16 protein-coding genes and 2 pseudogenes are annotated in these 24,805 nt (G+C 36.0%); 6 read left to right on the top strand and 12 right to left on the bottom strand.

Going from position 1 to position 24,805, the window contains the following annotated elements:
- Positions 1-1,142, bottom strand: a 1,142-nt coding sequence (locus F6K23_RS29645; protein WP_293162472.1) for a leucine-rich repeat domain-containing protein, incomplete at its 3' end; no start/stop codon positions are given.
- 981 nt (positions 1,143-2,123) lie between these two features.
- Between F6K23_RS29645 and F6K23_RS29640 the strand changes: the two genes are divergently transcribed.
- The gene (locus F6K23_RS29640; protein WP_293162469.1) at positions 2,124-2,273 is read left to right on the top strand and encodes a hypothetical protein; all 150 of its coding nucleotides are present in this window, start codon (positions 2,124-2,126) and stop codon (positions 2,271-2,273) included.
- Positions 2,274-2,687: 414 nt separating this feature from the next.
- Here the strand turns inward: F6K23_RS29640 and F6K23_RS29635 are convergent, their stop codons facing one another.
- Entirely contained in the window at positions 2,688-3,587 is a 900-nt protein-coding gene (locus F6K23_RS29635; RefSeq protein ID WP_293162467.1) for a sulfotransferase, read from the bottom strand.
- Positions 3,588-4,324: 737 nt separating this feature from the next.
- On the bottom strand, positions 4,325-4,891 hold the full coding sequence (locus F6K23_RS29630) for a hypothetical protein (protein WP_293162464.1): 567 nt from the start codon (positions 4,889-4,891) through the stop codon (positions 4,325-4,327).
- A 152-nt stretch (positions 4,892-5,043) separates the two neighbouring features.
- On the opposite strand from F6K23_RS29630, the gene F6K23_RS29625 reads away from it, so the two are divergent.
- Both F6K23_RS29625 and F6K23_RS29620 read left to right on the top strand, forming a co-directional pair.
- Entirely contained in the window at positions 5,044-7,578 is a 2,535-nt protein-coding gene (locus F6K23_RS29625) for a GAF domain-containing hybrid sensor histidine kinase/response regulator (protein ID WP_293162461.1), read from the top strand.
- A 223-nt stretch (positions 7,579-7,801) separates the two neighbouring features.
- Positions 7,802-8,488 (top strand): N-acetylmannosamine-6-phosphate 2-epimerase, encoded by a 687-nt coding sequence (locus tag F6K23_RS29620; protein WP_293162458.1) that lies wholly within the window; start codon positions 7,802-7,804, stop codon positions 8,486-8,488.
- Between the two features lie 521 nt (positions 8,489-9,009).
- Here the strand turns inward: F6K23_RS29620 and F6K23_RS29615 are convergent.
- Positions 9,010-9,265 (bottom strand): annotated as a pseudogene (locus F6K23_RS29615) (transposase); the annotation flags it as partial.
- 763 nt (positions 9,266-10,028) lie between these two features.
- On the opposite strand from F6K23_RS29615, the gene mrdA reads away from it, so the two are divergent.
- From mrdA to F6K23_RS29600, 3 genes and pseudogenes are all read left to right on the top strand, one after another.
- The gene (mrdA, locus tag F6K23_RS29610; protein WP_293162455.1) at positions 10,029-11,822 is read left to right on the top strand and encodes a penicillin-binding protein 2; all 1,794 of its coding nucleotides are present in this window, start codon (positions 10,029-10,031) and stop codon (positions 11,820-11,822) included.
- 507 nt (positions 11,823-12,329) lie between these two features.
- A pseudogene (locus F6K23_RS29605) lies at positions 12,330-13,521 on the top strand (RNA-guided endonuclease InsQ/TnpB family protein).
- A 20-nt stretch (positions 13,522-13,541) separates the two neighbouring features.
- Positions 13,542-14,795, top strand: coding sequence for a bifunctional sterol desaturase/short chain dehydrogenase (locus F6K23_RS29600; protein WP_375340798.1), 1,254 nt, complete (start codon positions 13,542-13,544; stop codon positions 14,793-14,795).
- 322 nt (positions 14,796-15,117) lie between these two features.
- Here the strand turns inward: F6K23_RS29600 and F6K23_RS29595 are convergent, their stop codons facing one another.
- The 8 genes from F6K23_RS29595 to F6K23_RS29560 form a co-directional block, all read right to left on the bottom strand.
- Complete coding sequence (locus F6K23_RS29595; protein WP_293162452.1) at positions 15,118-15,561, bottom strand: hypothetical protein; 444 nt, start codon at positions 15,559-15,561, stop codon at positions 15,118-15,120.
- Between the two features lie 85 nt (positions 15,562-15,646).
- Entirely contained in the window at positions 15,647-16,045 is a 399-nt protein-coding gene (locus F6K23_RS29590) for a hypothetical protein (RefSeq protein WP_293162448.1), read from the bottom strand.
- Between the two features lie 42 nt (positions 16,046-16,087).
- Entirely contained in the window at positions 16,088-16,270 is a 183-nt protein-coding gene (locus F6K23_RS29585) for a hypothetical protein (protein WP_293162445.1), read from the bottom strand.
- Between the two features lie 627 nt (positions 16,271-16,897).
- Positions 16,898-17,236 carry a Uma2 family endonuclease gene (locus tag F6K23_RS29580; protein WP_293162484.1) on the bottom strand — a complete coding sequence of 113 codons (339 nt, stop codon included), beginning with the start codon at positions 17,234-17,236 and terminating at the stop codon, positions 16,898-16,900.
- 443 nt (positions 17,237-17,679) lie between these two features.
- Positions 17,680-18,273 carry a hypothetical protein gene (locus tag F6K23_RS29575; protein ID WP_293162442.1) on the bottom strand — a complete coding sequence of 198 codons (594 nt, stop codon included), beginning with the start codon at positions 18,271-18,273 and terminating at the stop codon, positions 17,680-17,682.
- Between the two features lie 598 nt (positions 18,274-18,871).
- Positions 18,872-20,005, bottom strand: coding sequence for a type II secretion system F family protein (locus F6K23_RS29570; protein ID WP_293162440.1), 1,134 nt, complete (start codon positions 20,003-20,005; stop codon positions 18,872-18,874).
- A 417-nt stretch (positions 20,006-20,422) separates the two neighbouring features.
- A complete protein-coding gene (locus F6K23_RS29565; RefSeq protein WP_293162438.1) occupies positions 20,423-21,526 on the bottom strand; it encodes a type IV pilus twitching motility protein PilT in 1,104 nt (367 codons plus the stop codon).
- A gap of 414 nt (positions 21,527-21,940) precedes the next feature.
- The gene (locus F6K23_RS29560; protein WP_293162435.1) at positions 21,941-24,112 is read right to left on the bottom strand and encodes a GspE/PulE family protein; all 2,172 of its coding nucleotides are present in this window, start codon (positions 24,110-24,112) and stop codon (positions 21,941-21,943) included.
- Positions 24,113-24,805: the final 693 nt, after the last annotated feature.

Genomic DNA, 24,805 nt, shown 5'->3' with positions numbered 1-24,805 from the left:
TGAAAGTTATGTTGATTTGTTGTAGGAGAATTCCACTGATAAACTTCAATTCCTTTTGTGGAATCTTCATCTTGTAGTTGATAGTCTGGGTTTTGAATTTTATTAGCTAGAGTAGTTTTACCAGCGCCACCTTCTCCAATAATTAGTAATTTTGCTTCATAGAGATAATCTGTTCCTTCTTCTTCTTCTTGTCGGAAAAATTCTCTAATTGCTTTTATCCCTTTTTCAGCAATTTCTATTGGTGGAGTTTCTAAGGGATTGCCTCTTAAATTAAGATGATTTAAATTGGTGAGTTTAGTGATGGATTTGGGAAGATTTTTAATATTATTAAAGCCTAAATTAATGTGAGTTAAGTTGGTAAGTTTACCAATTGATTCTGGGAGAGTTGTCAATTGATTCCCTTTAAGATCGAGGTGATTTAAGTTAGTAAACTTACCAATTGATTCTGGGAGAGTTGTCAATTGATTCCCTTTAAGATCGAGGTGATTTAAGTTAGTAAGCTTACCAATTGATTCTGGGAGAGTTGTCAATTGATTCCCTTTAAGATCGAGGTGAGTTAAGTTGGTAAGTTTACCAATTGATTCTGGGAGAGTTTCCAATTGATTACTACCTAAATCAAGAATAGTTAAATTCGTAAATTCACCAATTGATTCTGGAAGATATGTTAATTGATTATTACCTAAATAAAGTTCAGATAAATTAGTAAGTTGAGTTACTGACTCTGAAATACTTGTTAATTGGTTTCCACCTAAATAAAGTTCAGCTAAATTAGTAAGCTTAGTTATTGATTTTGGCAGATTTGTTAATTGGTTTCCACCTAAATAAAGAGCCGTTAAATTAGTAAGCTGAGTTATTGATTCTGGCAGACTTATTAGTTGGTTTTCACTTAAATTAAGGTAAGTTAAACTGGCAAGTTTAGTTATTAGCCTTGAGATTTTTAACTGATTCCCAATTAAAATTAATGACTCTAGCTGCTCTAAGTCCCAAACTGTAGTAGGAATCTCGGTTAATCTATTATAATCTCTGCTAGAAAAATTGTTACTTAAATCTAATTCCTTAAGTTTATTATCCTTAGCTACTTGTATTCTTTCTCGAAAATGTGCTGGTATATAATTCTTATTCTTTCTTCTAGGATAAGTCATAACTCAATAAAATAATTTTTACAATCATTGTAATACCTACAAATACAAACATTGATTTTCCATAACCATCAGAACTTTCTTACTTCAACCCAATTTACAAAAAATGCTTATACATAACCACCCGATGTTTTGCCTCAAAAATTTTCTCAGTATTTCAGCAACGTGCTAGAATATTTCTTTAAGTAAAAATCATATAATAGTTCTTAGATGGAAAAACTAAGACGTTGTAGTTTTGAGTACCTGGTTTCTCGGGGCAACCTGCTAACTAGATGGCAAAACTAAGACGTTGTAGTTTTGAGTGTCTGATTTCTAGAGGCAACAACCTACTGACTAGATGGCAAAACTAAGACGTTGTAGTTTTGAGTGTCTGATTTCTAGGGGCAACAACCTACTGACTAGATGGCAAAACTAAGACGTTGTAGTTTTGAGTGTCTGATTTCTAGGGGCAACAACCTACTGACTAGATGGCAAAACTAAGACGTTGTAGTTTTGAGTGTCTGATTTCTAGAGGCAACAATATCTAATCTAATAGATGGAAAAACTAAGACGTTGTAGTTTTGAGTGTCTGATTTCTAGAGGCAACAACCTGCTAACTAGATGGCAAAACTAAGACGTTGTAGTTTTGAGTGTCTGATTTCTAGAGGCAACAACCTACTGACTAGATGGCAAAACTAAGACGTTATAGTTTTCAGTGCCTGGTTTCTAGAGGCAACAACCTACTGACTAGATGGCAAAACTAAGACGTTATAGTTTTCAGTGCCTGATTTGTAGAGGCAACAAAAGCTACTAGATGGCAAAACTAAGACGTTGTAGTTTTGAGTGTCTGATTTCTAGAGGTAACAACATCTACACAGATGGCAAAACTAAGACGTTGCAGTTATGAGTGCCTCATTTTTAGAGGTAACAACATCTACACAGATGGCAAAACTAAGACGTTATAGTTTTCAGTGCCTGATTTGTAGAGGCAACAAAAGCTACTAGATGGCAAAACTAAGACGTTGTAGTTTTGAGTGCCTGATTTCTAGAGGCAACAACATCTACGAGATGGCAAAACTAAGACGTTGCAGTTATGAGTGCCTCATTTTTAGAGGTAACAACATCTACACAGATGGCAAAACTAAGACGTTATAGTTTTCAGTGCCTGATTTCTAGAGGTAACAACATCTAATAGATGGAAAAACTAAGACGTTGCAGTTATGAGTGCCTCATTTCTAGAGGTAACAACATCTACACAGATGGCAAAACTAAGACGTTGTAGTTTCTGAGTGTCTGATTTGTAGAGGCAACAACATCTAATAGATGGCAAAACTAAGACGTTGTAATTTTGAGTGCCTGGTTTTTCACCATAACAAAAGCTATAACAGCAGAAAAACTAAGACGTTGTAGTTTTCACCCTGTTCCCTATTCCCTATTCCCTGCTATATAGCAATGTGCGCTGGCTTATGTACAAATTGCAAGAATTGTCCAATAGCTAAAAGTCTTATATTATCAGTTTTTTACTCTCCCTATTGCCTGTTGCCTGTTGCCTGTTGCCTGCGCGCAGCGCTATTCCAACCAAGATGAAAGGTCTCTGTCAATCAAATCTTGTAACTTGAGAATATCTTCACGGTAAAATTCAGTTAATACTTGACGCTCTTCTGAAGAAAGAGGTTTGAGTTCTTTTCCTGCTGAATTTAACTTAATTATATTAGAGCGTAATTTCTGCCGCATTTCTAAAGGCATTAATACTTTGAGGGTTGATGAAATAGCTTTCCTTACTGGATTTTTTGTTTGCAATAAATTATTCAATGTTTGATTCTTAGGTACAGCCGCACTTTGACTACGCTTTGAAGTATCAGGATTAAATGTATCATCTACCCCAATAAATCTATAAATTTCTTGCATCACCGTTAAAGAATCTTTAGTTAAATCATCATGGAGAATAATTTTTAATTTTTCTCGGTCAAAAGTATCTAAATAATGTTTGATAGGAGAATAATATAATCCTTTCTTGATTGTTGAAGAACTATCTGCCCGAAATTTAACTTGTTCGCTTAGAGACCTAACTTTTCCCACATTTATCCCATCACGAAGGTGCATTAAATAATCAGAATAAGCTCTGTCCACAGGATTTCTCAATATAGCAATCATTTTCACGTTAGGAACATAACGTTGAATCATTTCCGATGAAGTTTCATAGTTAACAAGATAGTTAGGAGATGCTTCTCCTATAGCAATCTCATCTTTTACATTCATAAAAAGTTCACAGTATCTTTCCCAGCTATTAATTCTTTTTCTTGTTCCTGTATCTGGTTTTTTTTCTGTATTGTTTTCCCAATCTGTAGCGAAAAAATTTGTTTCCTTAATGGGACTCATATACACCTGGGGATGTTCCTTTAAATATCCATAGACCGATGTAGTTCCTGCCTTCTGTACTCCTATTATTAGAAAAGTTGGTAACTTCATTGTATTTCTCCTAAATTTAAACTTATAGATATAGATATTTATTATTAAAAGTATTCAGACTACTAATTCGGAGTTTAGAGTATAGTTTACCATGATGCTTAAATTATAATTTATTAAGAGCTATCTTCCACAAATTCTGATGATTTAGTAACTCTTCATTCCTGATTAAGCTAAGAATAATTTAAATTCTATATTCCTTCACAGGAGCGCCCATTCCCTTGCCTCTGCTACAGACGCGGGGTCGCACCACTGTTAAGAGTTCCTTTTGGCACAAATTTAGATATATGGTTTAAATGCAAAATAGCTTATATCTTGGTTTAGTTTACTGCATTGATAGACTATTGTAAATAATCTGAATATTATATCAATCGTGCATAATTTATAAAAAACTCACCACTGTTCCTAGTTAAATCTTCCCTTTTTCCTAATTTCCAGATATTATCTACACAACCGCTTTAAGGATTACAATACTAAATGTTGAACACAGATTAAATTTGTTTTAAGTTATACCATATCCGGATGATTAAGTATCATAAAAATGTTCTATTGAAGCGACAAGGAATATCCCAAATTTATGCTCTGTTTCCAGTGTTATCACTTGAATTTAGACCTACCATCTACCACCTAAGAAATTTGTTGGAAACAATTAGACAATATCGAAATAATAGATCAAAAATCAGCTTTTTTTCTATCAGTTAGTTTGACTTATTATCTCACTGTTTGAGTTTGTTTTTAATTTAGTCGATCAGAGATTTTGATTCTAACAGCAAACCAGTAGGTTCATCATCATTATCCTCGTATTGAGGAAATAATTCGGAAATTTCTGATTGATATTTCTCTGTTTGATCTTGAATCATTTTATACGCCTTTACTAATATTTCCGATTGTGCTAATAGTAAATCATGTAAATCTATCAATCTTAAATTGCCATTCGACAACACTATAATTATTGGTTCGTAAATATAATTTTTTGGTCTATTTAGGGCAGTTAGTACTGCCGCATTAATTTGAAAATTTTCAGAAAGAACTAAAGGAGGAGTGCTAAGAAAATCTAACAATTCACTAACAGGTTGCCTAGAATAAAAGTCTTTATTTCCTGGGAATTTCATATACTCTAAGAATCTGACTTGTGAAATCATACCCAACATTTTTGTACTTTTAGTAATGATAACTCCTGGTAATTCTGGTTGTTGTCGAAATTTTTCTGCTACTTTTTTTCCTAAAGTAGTAGTATTAACTTGAAAATCGTGGAAGGGTAAGTTTCCAACAGTGGAATAGAGTGTAAGCTGAACTAGGTTGGTCATTGAAAATAATGAAGAATAAGCAGTATGAAAAAATATGCTATGAGAATATGTTAACTTGGATAAATTTACAGTTAGATTAAATAATCTAAAATCTAAAAAAAAGCTTAATAATTACATAAGCAATACTCTTTGTCCTGGTCCGGAATATTCTTATGGCCATTTTATCCAAAATCACCGGGGATGCCCAGTTTCCACCTGCAAAACCAAACTTAATTTTACCTTTAAATACCCTTGAGCTTTTAAGTCAGCTATTGCAACAAACAACTCAAGGTTTGAAGACCATATTAATGACGGAAGATATACTTGCCACCACTCAATCTCATAAATTCCCAGACCTAAAATTTACAGTAGTCATTTCAGAGGAGTTTAATGGACTTTTGTGGGGCACAATAGTCAAGGAGTCATCAGATAATCAAAGTCAGAAGATAGAAGACCGACAAAAAGATCATAATTTACAATCTAACTCTTTTACCTTTCCTTTTTCAAGGGAAAATGTGGGAAATTTAAAATTTAATGTAGGTTTAACTTTTGACCCAGAGACAATCACACTTTTTGTATACCAGATTTTTAATATTATAGAAGAAGACAATAGTAACTCAGCGCTCATCTCTCAAATTAAATCTCAAATAAATAACCTTAAAGTCAATAATCCAAATATCCAGGATGAATTTACCTTGAAATTACTAAAATTATTGACTTCTGATGAAAATATAGATTCTATTTTAGAGCAAACAAGTAGTCAAAAAATCAAGAAAAAAAAATCTTATTCTCAGACATCAAATTTACTGTCAATAAATGATTCAATAGTTGGTATTCATGGATTATCAAGACCGGATTCAATACTGAATAATCAACAATATCCATTAGTATGTAAACCTATTGAGCAAGCTCTAAACCAACAGCTAGAACAAGAGATACTTCTGAATCAAGTCACAACTAAAATTCGTCAAAGTTTAGAACTACCAGAAATTTTATCAACGACTGTAGAGCAGGTTCAAAAATTGATTAAAGTTGATAGATTATTAATTTATCAATTTAATTCTTCCTTATCATTAACAAATAAAAAAAATAATATTACAACAGAGAATCAAAGAAAAGGTACTGTTAAATATGAAGCATTAGCATCCGAAACAATTTCTTCAGTATTAGGTTTAAGTGAAGGAGAAAACTGCTTTTTTCCTCCCCATAACTCGATCGTGAAATATAGTAAAACATTTGTTCGTGCTATAGCTGATACAGAAGTAGTTTATGGTAAATTTCCTTGTTTAGTAGAATTGATGCAACAACATCAAGTCAAAGCTAAATTAGTAGTATCAATTATAGTCAATCGACAATTATGGGGATTATTAATTGCCCATCACTGTTCGATTCGAGAGTGGCAAGATAATGAAAAAATATTTCTCAAAGAAATAGCAGAACACTTAGCGATCGCTATTTACCAAGCTCAATTATATGAAGAATTGCAAAAGCAAAAACAAACTTTAGAAAAGCAAGTAGCTAGGCGGACTCAAGACCTTTATGATGCTCTACAAGCAGCAGAATCAGCTAATCGTACTAAGAGTGAATTTTTGGCCACAATGAGCCATGAATTACGCACTCCTCTCACTTGTGTTATTGGTATTTCTTCAACTCTTTTACGCTGGTCTTATGGCAATAGAGGAGCTAAAACAATACCAATACAAAAGCAAAGAGATTATTTACAAATAATCCATGATAGTGGCGAACATCTCCTAGAATTAATCAATGATATTCTTGATTTATCTCAAGTAGAAGCGGGCAAAGCAGTTTTAAATATCGGTGATTTTTCTCTCTCTAAATTAAGTTATGAAATTTGGCAAACTTTTAGAGAAAAAGCAGAAAAAAACGAAGTAAAATTAACTTTAGAACAAACAATAAATCCACAACTAGATCTATTTACTGCCGACCAAAGGCGAGTTAAACAAATTCTCTTTAATCTTCTCAGTAATGGAATTAAATTTACTCCTAGTGGGGGGAGTGTCATACTTAAAGTTATCAGAGACAAAAATACAGTAACTTTTCAAGTAGAAGATACTGGTATAGGAATTTCTGAAGAGCAAAAACCATTATTATTTAAGAAATTTCAACAACTAGATTCTCCTTATAATCGTCAGCAAAGTGGTACAGGCTTAGGTCTGGCTTTAACAAAACAATTAGTAGAACTTCATGGTGGAATTGTTGAAGTAGAATCTGCTATTGATTTTGGCTCTACTTTTACAGTGAAATTACCAGCACAACCCCTAACATTAAAAAATGAAGAATTAAAACAAAAAGAAGAAAATTCACCTAATATTTTATCCTTGCAAGGTAGCGTAGTATTGATTGAGCAAGAAGAAGATGTTGCCACAGTAATTTGTGATATTTTGACAGCAGCAGGATTAAAAGTTGTATGGATAATAGAAGGTTCTACAGCAGTGGAGCAAACTATTTTGTTGCAACCTGTTGCTGTAATTGTAGATATGCAATTACCAGGAATGGATGGTGTAGAAATTATCCAGCAGTTACGCACAACAAATAGTAGTGAAAATCCAAAAATTCTGGCATTAACTACTTTTGATACACAAATAGATATAGAATATTGTTATACTGTTGGTGCTGATGAATGTTTGACTAAACCAATTAATCTCGAATATTTATTGAGTAAAATGATAAATTTGCTGACTAAATAATAAGCGTTACATAAATGCAGGATGATTTTAGAGGAGTCAGGAGTCAGGAAGACCGAGTCAGGAGGTCAGTATTTCTTTGGCACTGTCGATACTGTCAGTCATTAAATTTTATTTATAACTGACCCGTCCGAACATGATATTAAGCCCCGCTCCAAAAACCCGATCGCCTTAAAAGGCGGGGTTTTAGACCCATGTTATTTTGATAAAAAATAATTATTTAACCATGACTAATAAATACTGCGATATATCATTACCACAAAGTTTAATCGTTTCTTGTCAAGCTCCTACTGACTCCCCTTTACATCATCCAGAAGTTATTGCAGCTATGGCACAAGCATCTATAAATCAGGGAGCTTCAGCAGTGAGAATAGATACCCCATCCCATATTCGAGCAGTGCGACAGAGAATTACTCAACCAATTATTGGTTTGTGGAAGCAACAAATACCAGGATTTGAAGTTTATATTACGCCCCAATTTTCAGATGCAGAAGCGATCGCCGAAGCAGGAGCAGATATTATTGCTGTTGATGCTACTGCTAGAAAACGTCCAGGAGGAGAAACTTTAGCAAAATTAATTACTCGTATTCATAATAAATTAGGAAAACCAGTAATGGCCGATGTAGATACTATAGAAGCAGCACAACTAGCAGTAGAAAAAGGTGCGGATTTTGTTGCCACTACTCTGTATGGTTATACTGAGCAAACAATTACAAAATCTCCTCCTGGTTTTGAGCTGTTAAAACAGATGGTAGAAAACTTAGAAGTACCAGCAATTTGTGAAGGAGGTATTGCTTCTCCCACAATGGCAAAAAAAGCTATGAATTTAGGAGCTAATGCTGTTGTTGTCGGGACAGATATTACAGGAATTGATAGTAAAGTCAAAGCTTACAAAATGGAGATGATTTCTTAAATTAGCTGAATATGCTAATTATTTATGACTCTTATTCCTCAATATTTAATAATACTGATGCTATCCAAATCTAATATTGCTTTCTGCTCCAAGAGGCATAGTTACTCTCAACTCTTTAGCAAAGTAAAAATATCTTTGATTCCTTCTGCTGTCTTTCCTCTAACTTTTTTGTATAGCAGAAGGAAGAATTAAGAAATAAGTAAGAAAAATCTTGCGTTGTCTGAGTTTTAAGCTTTTGATATGTCATTTCAGTTATCAGTTAGCCTCCTCCGGAGGAACTGCGTTACCTGTATTTCTCACAAACTGATTTAAGAACCCGATTAACAAATTGAAACTTGTGGTTTTTCCCAACAAGAGAAATTTTGAAAGTTCTGAGGCTTTTTTTTCAGAAAAATCCTCAAAAACTTGATAAATTATCTGATTGAATTGAGTTGATTCACAAAACTTTGCACCCTAAAATAGACTATATTTATTATTAGTCATTTCCAGAATTATTTAGTGATCAAGCAAGGACAAAAACCTTAACTTGTATCTTGAATCCCTTGAATCCTAGAGTAAGCTATGGCCAAAATATCTTGAGAGGGACAAGAACTAGCAATAGCGATTAAAATTCCTCTGACAGGCCCCAGTAATCCTGGCTCCTAACTTCAGGAAATTAAGACGAATTGTTCCTACTGTAGCCTTGGCAAAAGAAGTTTTACTTAAACAATGATGGGGAAAAGCTGGCATCAAAACATCACAAAAAGATCACAACCAAAGTCTGAATTGGTTACATTGATTTTCTGACTAAAACTTGGAGTCATAAACTGAGTATAATTTGGCTAATTATTAGGAATTTATTATAGCAAGTTTTGTGATTTTATTCAACTCTTGATTGAGGAACAAATTAATTAATTTTTCTTGAAAAAATCGCGGTTAATTTCTACTTTTTCCACAGTCTAATCAATTGGGTTCTAAAGTCTAGAAAGAACAACACACTGTGGTTTTCTCTAATTGGCGTTGGCGGAGGGAGCAAGTGCGGCAGCTATAGCAATGAGCGCTGGTATATTTACAAATTGCAGGAGAGGCCAAAGAGCTAAAAGTCTTATGTTATCGGCAATTTATTCCCCCTTCCGGAGCTGTTGCTTTCCGGAGCTTTTGCCTGCGCACAGCGCTATATATCGCTATGTTCAAACCATTATCCCGTAAGTCTTATGGGGTTGGAGACCGCATTATTTGTGAGAAATGCGGGGTTAACATTACCTCTGCAATAAGGAGGCTTGAAATAGGGAATTCTCTTTTTTTATCCCCTTAAAAGGGGAGGCGCATACCCACAATTTATCGGTCAAATGTAGTAATGGCAACTGCTATAACTATTCATTTTTAACTCATAGTAAAATGTGGTGAGATATACTACGAACTATAACCCCAAAAGATACAATTGAATAAATAATAATTAACCACAATATTTAAACATACATCTACTAAAAGTGGTTAATATTCCGGACGAAAAGCAGGGTGTAAAGAAAAATAAACAAGATGAAACACTTATGCAATAATAATGGCTCAAGATATTAGTTTATATTTTAAATTTCCTTACGTTGCCAGAAATGCTGCGCAACAAATTGTATCGAAACGTAGTCGCTTGGTGCAAGCATTAACAATGATGCTAATAATTACCAGCTTAATTGGTATCAATGCTTATCGTGTAGTACAACTACAATTAATTCAGGGAGAGTATAACCGGGAACGTGCAGAAAACAACCGCATTCGTCTAGTGCCAGTAGCAGCGAGTCGTGGCACAATTTATGACCGTAAAGGTAAAATCTTAGCGGGTAACCAGCTCTCTCGCTCCGTATATTTGTGGCCTCAAGAATACTCACCTACAGAGTGGTCAGAAGTTGCAACCGAATTAAGTTCAATTTTAAACATTTCCGCCAGCGATATTATCAACAAGTTAGAAGAGGTTGGCTATAATTCACCCCTAGCAGTCAGAATTATTTCTAATCTCAATCCCACTACCTTCATAGCATTAGCAGAAAAAGCTGGTGAAACACGAGGACTAGAAGTGCGTACCGAAAATATTCGCCACTATCCTAATGGCAATTTAGCAGCTCATCTGATTGGATACACTGGCGAAGCAACCAAAGAAGAATTGATATCTAACCCCGAATACCCAATGGGAATGATCGTTGGTAAAATGGGGATAGAAAGTACCGAAAATTCTACGTTGCAGGGAGTTTGGGGTAATCGTTTGATTGAAGTTGACGCTAAAGGTAGCGAAATCCAGGAACTGGGAGTCCAAAATCCGACTTCAGGCAAATCAGTGAAATTAACTATCGATCTTGATATTCAAAAAGCAGCAGAAAAAGCCCTCGGAAACCGCCGGGGTGCTGCAGTTGCCATCAATCCCAAAACAGGGGAAATCTTAGCAATGGCAAGCGGGCCTACATTTGACCCTAGCCTATTTGCTGGTAAGATGACAACCTCAGAATGGCAACGTCTGCAAGGTGCAAGTAAGCCTTTTTTGAATCGTGCCCTCCAGGGTTATCCCCCAGGAAGCACTTTCAAACCTGTTACTTCTGTTGCCGGACTACAGTCTGGTAAGTATTCTCCTAATTCTAGAGTGAGAACTTATAATGCTGTCACTATTGGTGGCATCACTTTTAATGAACATAGTGGAGGTTATGGGTTAATTGGTTTCAGGGATGCTTTAGCTTACAGTAGCAATACATTTTTCTATCAAATGGCTGTGAATATTGGCCCGGAAGCAATTTCTAAGTGGGGGCGAGAGTTAGGTATTGGTGGCAGTATTGACTTAAAACTATTGGGGATAGATGGTAATCATGGTCAGATCCCCACTCCTAAACAAAAAGAAGAGATTTATGGAGAACCTTGGCATATTGCTGATATTGTGACTATGGGTATAGGTCAAGGTTTGGTGTTGGTAACTCCTTTAGAATCATCAGTGATGGTCAGCACGATCGCTAATGGTGGGTATCGAGTACAACCTCATTTATTGGCATCTCAAACTGGGACTGCGGCTACTAAATCAGTCAAAACTGGTCTGAAACCTTCAACTATTAATACAGTACGCGAAGGATTAATTGATGTGGTGAGGAAGGGTACTGGTCGGAGTTTGAATGATGGTACTATCCCACTATCTGGGGGCAAGACTGGCACGGTGGAACTTCCTGGACAGGCAGATAATGCGATGTATATTGGGTTTGCACCTGCTTATAATCCTGAAATCGCTGTAGCAATTGCAGTTGAGGAGGGTGGTTACGGTTCGGTAGGTGCGGCACCAATTGCTAAAGCTATTTTTGATGCTTATTTTGCTAATAAAGGAAAATAGTATAGCAGAAGGAAGAAGGAAGAAGGAAGAGGGAAGAGGGAAGAGGGAAGAAGGAAAAATCTTACCTTGTCTGAGTTTTCAGCTTTTGATCTGTCCGCGCTCTTTCCTTAGACTCCTATAGTATTATGTCCGGCTAAATAGACATAGGCGTGATCATCAAAAATCAAAAAATTATCAATTATTTCTCCCTGTTCCCTGTTACCTTACAACTAAATAATTGTTTTAACCAAAAGACGTAGTGCTTTTTTTATGAAAAAAAATTCCTCATTCTTCCTTCTTCTTTCTTCTCTGCTGACTCCTGACTCCTCCGTCGCTTTTTATAACTATTCAACCGGACATGATATAACTTTAGACTTCCTGTCAGAAAAGCAATACTTCTAGTGTTAGTTTAAAGTATATTTGTATAACATATTTGATAGTGAGGTTTATGGAGCATTGACTTAATCAAAGAGTAATGATATAATACGCACTGAACCATACTTTTAGACAGGTTGCACTCACCCATATATGAAATCCATTAGAACCAAACTCAAATTAAATAATAAGCAGAAAACGCTCTTTGCTCAACACGCGGGCTACTCTCGATGGTGCTATAACTGGGGTTTAAGTTTGTGGAATGCTGCTTACACAGATGGTTACAAGCCCAACCCTCGTAAACTCAGAGAGGTTTTTACTAATCACACCAAACCCCTCTACCCCTGGATGAAAAATCTCTCATCTAAAGTTTATCAATATGCTTTTATTAACTTGGGTGAAGCATTTAAAAGGTTTTTTTCCTTCGGAATGCTTCGCAAACAAGGGTTAGGTAAACGCCCACGGTTTAAGAAGAAAAGTAAGTCTGATTCATTCACAATAGATAATTGTGGAAAACCAATAGAACTAAACGGATGGAGTCACAAATTACCTTTTATTGGTATTGTCAAAACTTATGAACAAGAGTGAAGCAACTACTCAGAAAATAACTATCAGCAAACAAGCTGGCGATTGGTATCTTAGCTGTAGTTATGAATTTACTCCGAGTGCAAATAATAAAACTATAGAAGTTGTAGGTGTAGATTTAGGCATTAAAACATTAGCGACACTAAGTACAGGTGAAGTCTTAAAGAGTGTTTTGCCTTACAAAAAAGCGCAAAACAAACTAGCTAAATTACAACGACAACTGAGTAAGAAAGTTAAGCATTCAAGCAATTGGTACAAAGCTGTAGTCAAGCTAGGCAAACAAAATAGACGAGTAGCTAATATCCGTAGAGATGCACTTCATAAAGTGACAACATATCTAGCCAAGAACCACGGCATTGTTGTGATAGAAGACCTAAATGTATCTGGAATGTTAGGCAACCATAAGCTAGCTAAGTCAATAGCAGACCAAGGCTTTTATGAGTTTAGAAGACAGCTTGAATACAAGTGTCAATGGTACGGCTGTGAATTAGTAGTAGTAGACAGATTTTTTCCATCATCTAAGACTTGCTCTAATTGCGGTCATATACAGGATATGCCTTTGAACATCAGAACTTATGATTGCCCAGAATGCAGTCTATCAATTGAGCGAGACTTGAATGCTTCAATTAATTTAAGAAAGCGAGTGCTAATTGGCGAGGTTTCCTCAGAATGTAAGACGCACTCAAGACATGCGGTCGGCTTGACCGTTGATGCTTGTGGACGGAGTGCTGCCGACAGTTCCGGTAGAAGCAGGAAGTAAACATTAAAATATCACTAATTATGACGTTTTATATCGGTTTTATGAAGCAGTTTTATCTGGTCAACCCTTGGATAGCAAACATTTGTTGGGTTCTCGGTTCTATATTATTTGTGGAACTGGTGCGAGATATTTATCATGTTGTTTCTCATATTTGGTCGCCTTTATATAAATGGCACGGTTGGCATCATCGTGTTTTCCGTCCAGACTTGACTTCAGTTAGTACAGAGATTTATCAAAAAGCTACTTGGTATCACGATGTGCCAGAATCTCTGGTCATGTTGACTTTTAGTCTGTTTCTCTGGGCACTAACTTTTGTCTGGATACCTTCTTATCATTGGGCTACTTTAGCAGGTTTTGTTTATACTTTAAGTTTCTTGTTTCCGGCGATCGCTCGTGCTATTGGTATTCCTAATGCTGACCAACTTACAGACTTAAATCATCTTCCCGGTGCATTCTCAGAGCCTCCAACTAATTGGTTTGTCAACCGTCCTTATCATTGGCGACACCACTTCGATAATCAAAATGCTTATTTTTGCGGCACTCTGAGTCTGGTAGATAAACTTATGGGAACAGCACTTTCTCTCAAAGGTAAAACTATTGCTGTTACGGGTGCTTCTGGAAGTTTAGGGCGATCGCTTCTCCTACATCTTCACAAAGCAGGTGCAAAAGTAATTGCCCTTACTTCTGGAAATCAAACTATTACCTTAAATATAGATGGTAAAGATTTAGAAATTAATACCATAAATTGGCAAGTAAGTCAAGAAAATAATTTAGCAGATTTATTTGAAAAAGTAGATATTTTAGTATTAAATCACGGTATTAATGTACATGGAGAAAAAACAGCAGAAGCGATCGCTAAATCTTACGAAATTAATACTTTTTCTAGCTGGCGAATGTTAGAAATATTCCTCAAAACTGTAAGAACAAATTCTGATATTGCTTGTAAAGAAGTCTGGGTTAATACATCAGAAGCAGAAGTTTCTCCAGCATTTAGTCCTCTATATGAACTCACAAAAAGAACTCTTGGAGATTTAGTTACTTTACGAAAATTAGATGCTCCCTGTGTCATTCGGAAATTAATATTAGGTCCGTTTAAAAGCAATCTTAATCCCATCGGAATTATGTCTGCTGATCGGGTGGCAAAACAGATAGTAAAATTAGCAAAAGCAGACGTTAGAACAATTATTGTCACAATTAATCCTTTAACTTTTGTAGCAATTCCTATCAAAGAATTTTTAGTTTCTACTTACTTTAAATTATTTACTTCTAAATAAATTTTAGAGTGAGTATAAAAAGTAGGGATTTTTGGTCTCTAAACCCCTCAATAACGTTTAATATAATATCATTTATTAAGCATATAAAATTTGGTAGTGGTGCATTGCATCGCAGAAGGAACAAGGAAGAAGGAAAAGTATTACGTTGTCTGAGTTTTAAACTTTTGAACTTTCCGTGCCCTTTCCTTTGACTGCTATAATAGTATACCCAGTGGGAGCATCTTGCTCCCGTTCTCACAGAAACTCAACTATGAAAATACCCATACAAATTGAGGTATTTCCCAAATATCAACATTTTTAATTACCAATAAATATTGTGAATTTAACGCTTTCCATTATCTAGTAAAGTTACTAACCAATTTTTAAACAGTCGCTGCAATTTTATGATAAAGCTATACCACTTTTGATCTTGTTCTAGGCGATCAGCTAATCCCACAGCTCTTTCAAAAAAAGCAAAGCGATCGTCACGAAGCTGCTGAATCTCTTCATATTTTCTGATGATCTTAATTATTTCCTTAGAATTATGTAGACGATAATCTTTCAATTTCTTATTTGTCCAACGTCTGTCGTCCCCCAAATGAAAAGTAAGATATAAATCTTTAAACTCAGCAAACTTATCTGAATTTAATAAAAAGTTTATATAAAGACATCTATCAAAATAGACTGCACCAATACAAAGCAAACCTAAATTAAACTTTGGATATAAACTTCTCTTAAACACAAAACAATCATAACCAGGATGACGCTCCCCTTTTTCAGCATACATTAAAGGTATATCTGCGACACTTTTATATGAATTAGATATAGTCCGTCGATTAATTATAAAAGAATCATATCCTTGCTCTATAAATTTAGTTACCTCTGTATAAATAATGAGGTTGTAAAGCAATATCTACATTTGTATAAATTAAATAATCTGCATTTTGAGAAGCTTCATGCAGTCTGTCTAATATATCCTTAATGAATGGCAGTTTTCTAGGAACTGCAAATTTTCCCACATCCAGCACAGAAGCTTCCAAATTTGGTGCTTTCACAAAACCATCAGGAACTATAGATTCATCTTCAGGATACTGAGCTGAATATAAAGTAACATTAACTTTTCCTTGTGCCTGAGCTTGAGCATTTTTCATAGTCTGAAAAGTTATTGGTTGTGCTACAAACAAATCGGAAGATTCCGGTACAATCACAGGATTAATAATGTGAGCTAGGTTTAAAACTTTTTCAGGATACTGAGCTGAATATAAAGTCATATTAACTTTTCCTTGTGTCTAAACTTGAGCATTTTTCATAGTCTAAAAAGTTATTGGTTGTGCCACAAACAAATCGGTAGATTCCAGTAAAATTACAGTATTAATAGGTGTTGGTAATTGACGGGATGATTTATCTTTTGGAGTAGCGTCCTCGTGCCTACCAAGGTGAATGATTGATAACCACAGGGGAATTGTTCCTAAAAATTTAATCCTGTGATTTACCAACGCCTTTTAATAATGTGAGCCAACCGAATAATTAATTCACGGTATAAACCTAAATTCCGGAAGAAAAAACGTAGCATAAAAATACAAGTCAAAAGTCATGCATTTAAAAGTCAAAAGTCAGAAAAAAATTATAGTGGTCAATAGGAGTCAACGATTTAGTAAGTATTTATACTGAATATTTAACTGAGAATTTGACTCCTGATCAATTTGACATCCTCCCCGGCCTAAAGGCACGGGGATTCCTACTGAGCCGTAGCTCCTCGGCGGGTTGACGCTTCACAGGGTGCTGCTTCCTTGGCGGTAGTCTAACGCTTCCCTCCACGTCCGCGCACGAGTTTCCGAGTGCCCCCCGGCAACTAATAACACTGTACCACATATTCAATTCACTTGCAGATAAAATAAAAAGTCGCCCTACAAGGGCGAGGCTTTAAACCCAATTTTTCGGTAAATGAAGATAATTTATATAGTATAAATACTTAAGCAAGCTACGGATTTTATACTAATTTTTATGTTACAAATTGAAGTTCGGAATTCGGGTTCTAAGTACTCTCTACTTCCCTACTCCCCCGCTCCCCTACTCCTGAAAAAGACTTTTTCAGCAAACACTACATTACCCGAAAAATGATATTAAGCATTTAAAATTTCTTCTGCTGTTAAAGAAAATTCTGGAAAAGTCAAAGACACAATTTTTTCATGACTTCTAAACTGAGTCATGTTATATTGACTTTCTTGATTTAAAATATAAACAAATACACTCGGAAATTTCGGCTTTCCCAAATATTTTCTCCTACCAATAGCTAAATAATCAACAATCAAATACTCTAAAATTCCCAAACGTTGATATTCCTCAAATTTATCAACATAATCATCTTCCCAATTAGTAGAAACGACTTCTACAGCTAATTGAATTGGTTCGTCTAAAGCAGCATAAGTAGCACGGTTAACACGCCAAACATCCCGATTAATTATACTTACCGAAAAATTATGTTTTAAAGCCTCCCCTTTTAAGGGGATAATAAAAAAAAATTTTCATCTCTTTGTCAATCCTCTTCTTTTCAAGAATAGGATTGATTCAAAAGAAAATTTTTTCTCTCTTGGTCGATTGGATATGGTTAGGAAACCCATCCATCCCTCGACCGCTTGTTTCTCCTTTAAAGGAGAGGATTTTTACCTTAATTATTCGGTCAAGCTACCCTATTAGATGATTTTTTAACTAAATAAAAACTCATAGTATAGATTCTTTATCAATTAACTAGCTATTAGCTTTTAGCATTTCCTGACGGAATGCTCCGCAAACAGCTAGCTTCTTGCAGAGAAACTCCGTTAACAGCTTTTAGCAGCTCTGGTTTAAATCCCCTTCTAAACGTTTACTGCTGAGTGCTGACTGCTGAGTGCTAACCGCTTTTTTATCATAAACCATCATTAACCCCATCATCCATCTGAGATAACATTGTCTGTATCTCAATATTCGACTCCTCAACTTCCATTTCTATGGAATCAAAAGTAGGCTGTACAACAAAAGGTAAAGCTGCTCCTATCAATCCTCTTTTAATCCTTTCTGGAGTCTCTGAAAATAAAACAAATAAAGGATAAACTTCTTCCGTTTCTTGAGAGTAAATATGTTTATAATCTTGAGGCATTACCCATTCATATTCCTTATCTAATAAAATCTGAGTTTGTCGCCAACGACTAAGAAGATCGGAAAAGTCTTCCTGGGGTCTATAAATAAAAATAAAAATTTCTGCTCCTGTCTTAACCTTCCACTCAGGATCGCACATAAAAATGCCTATATCGCAAGGCAAATTCACAGTTTTTCCTGACTCATCACCCTGTTTTCTTAACCTAATAATAGGTAAAGGAATCACAACTAAACTATCTTCTGGACGACGCATACTAGGAAGCATTTCTAAGTATGGTCTATGTTGTTTAAGTAGTGCAATTGTTGCTTGTGAATTACTATATTCTGCTAGTAATGCTTCGTAATCTGATTTTTTTATAACCATAATAATTTTAATTTTTTCTTATATTTATTTCAAATAGGGAGTAGGGAGTAGAGAGTAGGAAGTAGGGAGTGGGGAGTGGGGAGTGGGGAGTAGGGACGTTGCATGCAACGTCCGTAGGGGGAAATAATTGATAATTTATGCACGATAATTGATTGGATTTTTGATTATCGGAGATATCTATTGTGTAGCAAAGGTAGGGAACAGGGAACAGGCAAAAAAGCTTCATAAAGAGTAAGAAAAAAACTTAAATTACCTGTAGATATTCACGCTAACTTTTACACAAACGATACCAACAAACATGATATAACTTATAATTTTCTACTATTAGACATCTCCAAAAATAAAAAATAAAATCAATTATCGTATAGAAATAATTGATAATTTCTTCCTATTCCCTATTCCCTATTCCCTATTCCCTCTTTTCTGGAGATGTCTATTTAAAATAGAGCTAATTTATCTATAAAATTAGGAGAGAAGTAGGGAAGACAAGTTGTTATAGCAGTTGAAGGAAAGGGTGCAGAAGTTCAAAAATTTAAAACTCAGACAACATAATACTTTTCCTTCTTCCTTCTTCCCTCTTCCCTCTTCCTTCTTCCTTCTACAAATCTTCAAACACCTTAAACATAGGCAAATACATAGAAAGCAAAATCGCACCAACCATAGCACCAATAACAACAATCATTAAAGGTTCCAACATACTTGTCAAAGACTTAACAGCTTCCTCAACTTCTTGTTCATAAAAAGCACCCACCTTCATCAACATCGCATCCAACTCACCTGTTTCCTCTCCAATAGCCATCATTTGCACTGCCAAAGAAGGAAAAACTTTCTTTTCTTGCAGAGCTATACTAATCATTCCCCCACTTTGAATTTCTTGCCTTGCATACTCAACAGACTCAGCGATCGCCGCATTTCCTGCCACATTTCTCACAATTTCTAGAGACTTCAACATTGGTACACCGGAGCGAGTCAAAGTACCAAAAATCATACAAAAACGAGCCACTGCCGACTTCTCAATAATATCTCCAAAAATAGGAAGTTTCAGAAATATTTTGTCAAAAAATAGCCTACCTTGGTCTGTTTTATAAACCATTGTATAAACAACGTAAATAAAAATAATTGTGCCTATTGCCGTTACTTGAGGAATAGGAGGCCAAGTTCTACAAAAAGCACTAATACCTAACATAAAAACAGTAAAAGCTGGCAACTCAGTACCAATTTCTTCAAAAATTTTGGCAAAAGTTGGTAATAGAAAAGTCGTCATCCCAAAAAATACTGCCAAAGCAATAAACATAACAGTTTTTGGATAAGACATAGCAGACTTAATTTCACTCAAAGTCTTAGCATTTTTCTCCAACATAACCGCCAGACGTTCTAGTACTTCATCAAGGACACCACCCACCTCTCCAGCAGCTACCATACTCAGAAATAACTCATCAAAACAAGCAGGATGTTTCCTCATTGCTTCTGATAATTCAGTACCTTCTTCTACTTCTGCACTAATCATTTTCAGAGCATATTTAATCTTATAATTAGAGCTTTGTTCTTGTAATACTTTAAGACACCTAACCATCGGCACACCTGCATTAAACATTGCAGCAAATTGACGTGCAAATACAGCTAAATCTTTAACTGTAATCGTAGCAAGGGCGACGTTTAATTTTTCTTCAAATTCTTTTAACTTTTCCTCTAATCCACCTTTAGATTTTTTCCTGGCTAAATTGCTAGTCATAGTTTAGTTTCCTCATTTATTTAATCTTGAATAAATTACTATTAGACATCTCCACCAAGATAGGGGGTAAGGAGTACGAAGTAGGGGGGAAATATAGCGTTTCCCAAGGTCGTGAGGTACAGTACGCTTTTTGGGAATTGCTATAATTGATGTATATAGTGCAATAATTGATTTAATTTTTTATTACTGAAGATGTCTTTTAGGTTGGGTTGCGTTGTTTTAAATTGATGTTGAAAAAGTTTTTAATTACTATGCATTCCGTCGGAAAAAGCAGAGCTTCCCGTAGGGTGGGATGGCGAGGAAACCTGCGCCATATCCAATCGACCAAGAGAAGAAAATTTTTGTCAATCCTATCCGTTTGAAAGGAGAGGTAATTATTAATTATTAATTATTAATTATTAATTATTTAAACAATATCTAACGACGAGCCTTAGCCTTTTCTACCTTCCCTTTAGGTTCTGGACCAATCAAAGCTGCTAGCTCATCTGGCTTTACTGCTTTAGCCATCACATTCTCCCAAGTCGCCTTTCCTTCTTTATATAGATCGGCAAGAGCCATTTCCATAGTCTGCATACCTAACTTCTTGCCCATCTGAATTTGAGAATAAAGTTGAGCATTTTTAGATTCCCGAATTAAGTTAGCGATCGCCGGAGTATTAATCATAATTTCCTGAGCAGCACAGCGACCCCCACCAACTTTTTTCACCAAGTTTTGACTACAAATACAAACAATAGAATTAGCCAACTGTGACCTAATTTGAGGTTGTTGTTCTGGTGGGAAAACATCCAACATCCGGTCTACCGTACCAGAAGCAGAGTTAGTGTGCAAAGTCCCAAATACCAAGTGACCTGTTTCTGCTGCGGTACTAGCCAAAGCAATAGTTTCCAAGTCACGCATTTCCCCCACCAGAATAATATCCGGGTCTTGACGAAGTGCCCCTTTCAGAGCATTAGAAAAGCTCTTTGTATCTTCTCCCTTTTGCCGTTGATGAAATAAACTTTTAACGTTAGGAAAAACATATTCTATAGGGTCTTCAACAGTAAGAATATGTTCAGCACGGGTACGGTTAATCAAATCTAGCAAAGCCGCCATAGTAGTTGTTTTTCCAGATCCAGTCTGCCCTGTCACTAGAAAAAGTCCCCTTGGTCGCTCAGTCATCTCCCGTAAAATCATTGGCACCCCAAGCTTATCAACATTAGGAATTTGAGAAGCCAAAGCACGCATACAAGCTGCCCAACTACCCCGCTCCCGATAAACATTTAAACGGAAACGAGCCAACCCCTTAACACCATAAGCACTGTCAAGTTCCCAATTTTGTTCCAAGTGCTTACGTTGCATATTGTTAAGCATTTGGAAAATCAGATTTTGCACTTCCAGTGGGTCAAGATTTTCTCCAAACTGTGGCTGAGGCATAAGTTGGCCACTAATTCTAAAAAAAACTGGAGCGCGAGCTTGGATATGTACATCTGAACCGCCCTGCTCTACAAGGGACTCCAACACATCCTCAATCATAAAAGACATAATTTAAATCTCCTGAAAAAAAGTTGGATTTGCTGTACTTAAAAAAATTTATAGCCTTCTCCTGACGGATACGCTGCGCGTTACATGTCGCGGAGCGTTAACGTTTGCGGTAGCATGACCTTAGGAAAGTTGTGCGCTAGCAAAACGACTGGAAGTCAGTAGTCAGTCGGACCGAGTCAGTAGAATTTTTTGGCTTTGCTCATCGGATATGGCTCCTAGCTGGAAGCCTTATGGGGTATAAATCCCCACCTTTGCACAGTGCCTAAAATTTTTTGGGGTTATAAGACACGAAGTGGCGTGTCGAAAACTATTCATAAGCAATTTATTCTGTCTCCTGTCTCCTGTCTCCTGTCTCCTTCTTCAATTTATTCTGTCTCCTGTCTCCTGTCTCCTGTCTCCTGTCTTCTTCTTCTACTACTCAAAGCGGGGTGTCATACAATATGGACAAGATCGCCATTCTGCCTCTAATTCAGCATTACAAGACTTACAAACTAGATTCTGTTTAGCTTGGCGCTTCATTTCTGCTTCCAGACCAGAGTCAGTAAATGTTACCCGCTCTACCTCTTCAAAAGTGGTATAACCTTGTCGCACCAAATCCAAGCTATACTGCAATAAAGTAGTCATTCCTTCTTCAACTGCTACTTCCTTAATTTGCTCTGTAGGTGCTCTTTGAGTAATTAGAGTTTGTAGTCGCTCTGTAGACTTCATAAACTCATAAACACCTACACGACCTTTGTAACCTAGACCATTACATTTTTTACAAAGTTCGTCCCTTTCTGCCAATACCCTCCGGTCTTCAACTGGTATAGTATTTGCTCTGTAAAAAGTAAAATCCTGCTCCTGAGAAGGAACTAAACCATAGCGAGTCAACTCCTTAGGTTCAGGAGTATAGGGAATTCGACATTCACTACAAACCCTACGCATTAGACGTTGTGCCAAAACACCCAACAAAGCGGCAGAGACCATAAAAGACTCGACCCCCATTTCATCAAGTCGAGCGATCGCCCCTGCTGCATCATTAGTATGTAGGGTTGTTAAAACTAAGTGTCCAGTTAATGCCGCCTCAATAGCCGTTTTTGCTGTTTCCTTATCCCGTGTTTCACCCACCAGTAGAACATCAGGGTCTTGTCGTAGAAACGCCCGGAGGATATTAGCAAAAGTCAAGTCTTTTTCTCGAATCACCTGACACTGAGTAATCCCAGGTAAAGCATATTCAATTGGGTCTTCTGCCGTACTAATATTAATTCCTGGGTCATTTCGTTCTGCCAAGACAGAATATAGAGAAGTGGACTTACCAGAACCAGTAGGCCCAGTCACCAGAATTAATCCAAATGGACGACTAGCAGTTTCCCTCACTAAAGCCAAAGTATCCTGGTCTGTAATTAACTTATCCAACCCTAGTTGGGTACTAGAGCTGTCCAAAATCCGTAAAACAATCTTTTCACCATAGCGGCTAGGTAAACTATTTACCCGAAAGTCAATAGTACGTCCCTTAAATACCTTACGAATACGACCATCTTGAGCTTGCCGTCGTTCAGCAATGTCTAAGTTAGCAATAATTTTGAAGCGGGAAGTAATAGCTGGGATAACTTTTTTCGGAAACCGAAAATATTCTTGTAATACCCCATCTTTACGCATCCGAACTCTGATAAACTCCTCTTGGGGTTCCACATGAATATCTGATACCCCCTCAGTCAGAGCTTTCACTAAAATTACATTAACAGCCTTAATTACAGGAGCATCTTCAGCCTCAGAAATGCTTTGTGCTATGTCCTCTACCGCCGTCTCATCTTCAGCTTCTTCTAATTGCTGAGTCTCAAAAAATCCTGACTCCAGCTCTAACTCTTTTTCTTCTGCCTTTTTCGCAGCAACAGCATCCTTTTTCGTTTGCTCGTCTAAGTAGTAGTTAATTAGGTGTTGATAATCTTCTGGAGTAATGACCAGACGTTGTAAAGTTAATCCACGATGTCTGAGAATTTTATTTTTCAGTTCATCCAAAGCTTGGAGGTTATCAGGATCGGCCATTGCCACCATCACAAAGGGTTGCTGTTTTTCATATTCATTCAGCAAATTTGACGGCAGTGAATCTCCAGCAAACTTCTCTAATTCCTCAACGAATGTACCTTGTGAACCAATGCTTTGAGTCAAAACTTTTAACATTTGGTTTTTATCTATTTTGCCAGCTTGGACTAACTGATTTGCCAAATGAGTTTCGTGGCTAAATAGTGGTATGATTCGGTTACGACGACAAGTTTCTATTGGAATTACTTTGTCAATTAGATAACATACTTGTTGTGGTGGAATTTGAGTTATTTCTGGGTCAAAGGCAGCTACACCATAGAAAATCATTAGTTCAAATAGCTGCTGCTTTTTGTAATGCCTCAGTAATTCTGGAGGTAAAGCTTGTCCTGTTAGAGCTTGGAGCAAATCTGTCAAAGATTTACCCGTTTTACGGCTTTCAACTTGACATTTTTGGAATTGTTCAATGTTAACATAGCCTGCCTGAACTAGTTTATTCCCAAAAGGAGAAAGATTGCTAAGGGCAACTATAGCGGTGCGTGAATTCCGTGAAGAGCTTTGGGCCATGGCTGATAAATTAAATTCTCCTGAATCTAAGTATTCCCTAAGTTTTTGATAAAATTTACACCAGCTTAACAAGTCGTTAACTTAGTTTACTGATTAAGTATTTCCTGTTTCCTGGTTTAATATTTTGTCTGTGAGTATCTGAATAGCTTTAGTTAAGTTAATCTAGGGATAGTCTACAATTATACAAAACTCCTAAACTAGAACTAAGGCCAGTAATTACCATGTTACTGTAAAAACCTTAGCAATTTAATTCACATAGCATAGAAATACTTTTTCTTTTGTTTGATATAGCAGCTACAATCAGCTATAGCCAGTAAAAATATCGACCAGAAAAATGTTTTGGTTAATATGAAATAATTCGGTATAATCTGAAACTAGAGTCAATAAATCTCCAGGGACACAATGTTTACGAAAAACATCAGGCCATAGAACTAGGAAAGCCTATTATTGATTGTTGAGGTCTCAGGAACTACTTCAGAGTTACTGAGATAGTATTGCAATCTATGTTAATTTTAAAGAAGAGTCTAACTATTATATAATAAACTAATGTTAATGGTTGACCAATTCAACAATCTTAACCTTAAAAGAGTCTTTGTCTTTAGTATAACTAAGTTTTTTCCTAGTGATAACCATAATTTTATTTGTGACATAGACTTAATTAGTAATATTAGCAAATTTTTAGCAAAGAAATTG

The organism is Okeania sp. SIO2C9, from assembly GCF_010672455.1.
Classification (GTDB): Bacteria; Cyanobacteriota; Cyanobacteriia; order Cyanobacteriales; family Microcoleaceae; genus Okeania.
The sequence above is the reverse complement of the archived record's forward strand: the minus strand, read 5'-3'. Positions and strand labels throughout refer to the sequence as shown.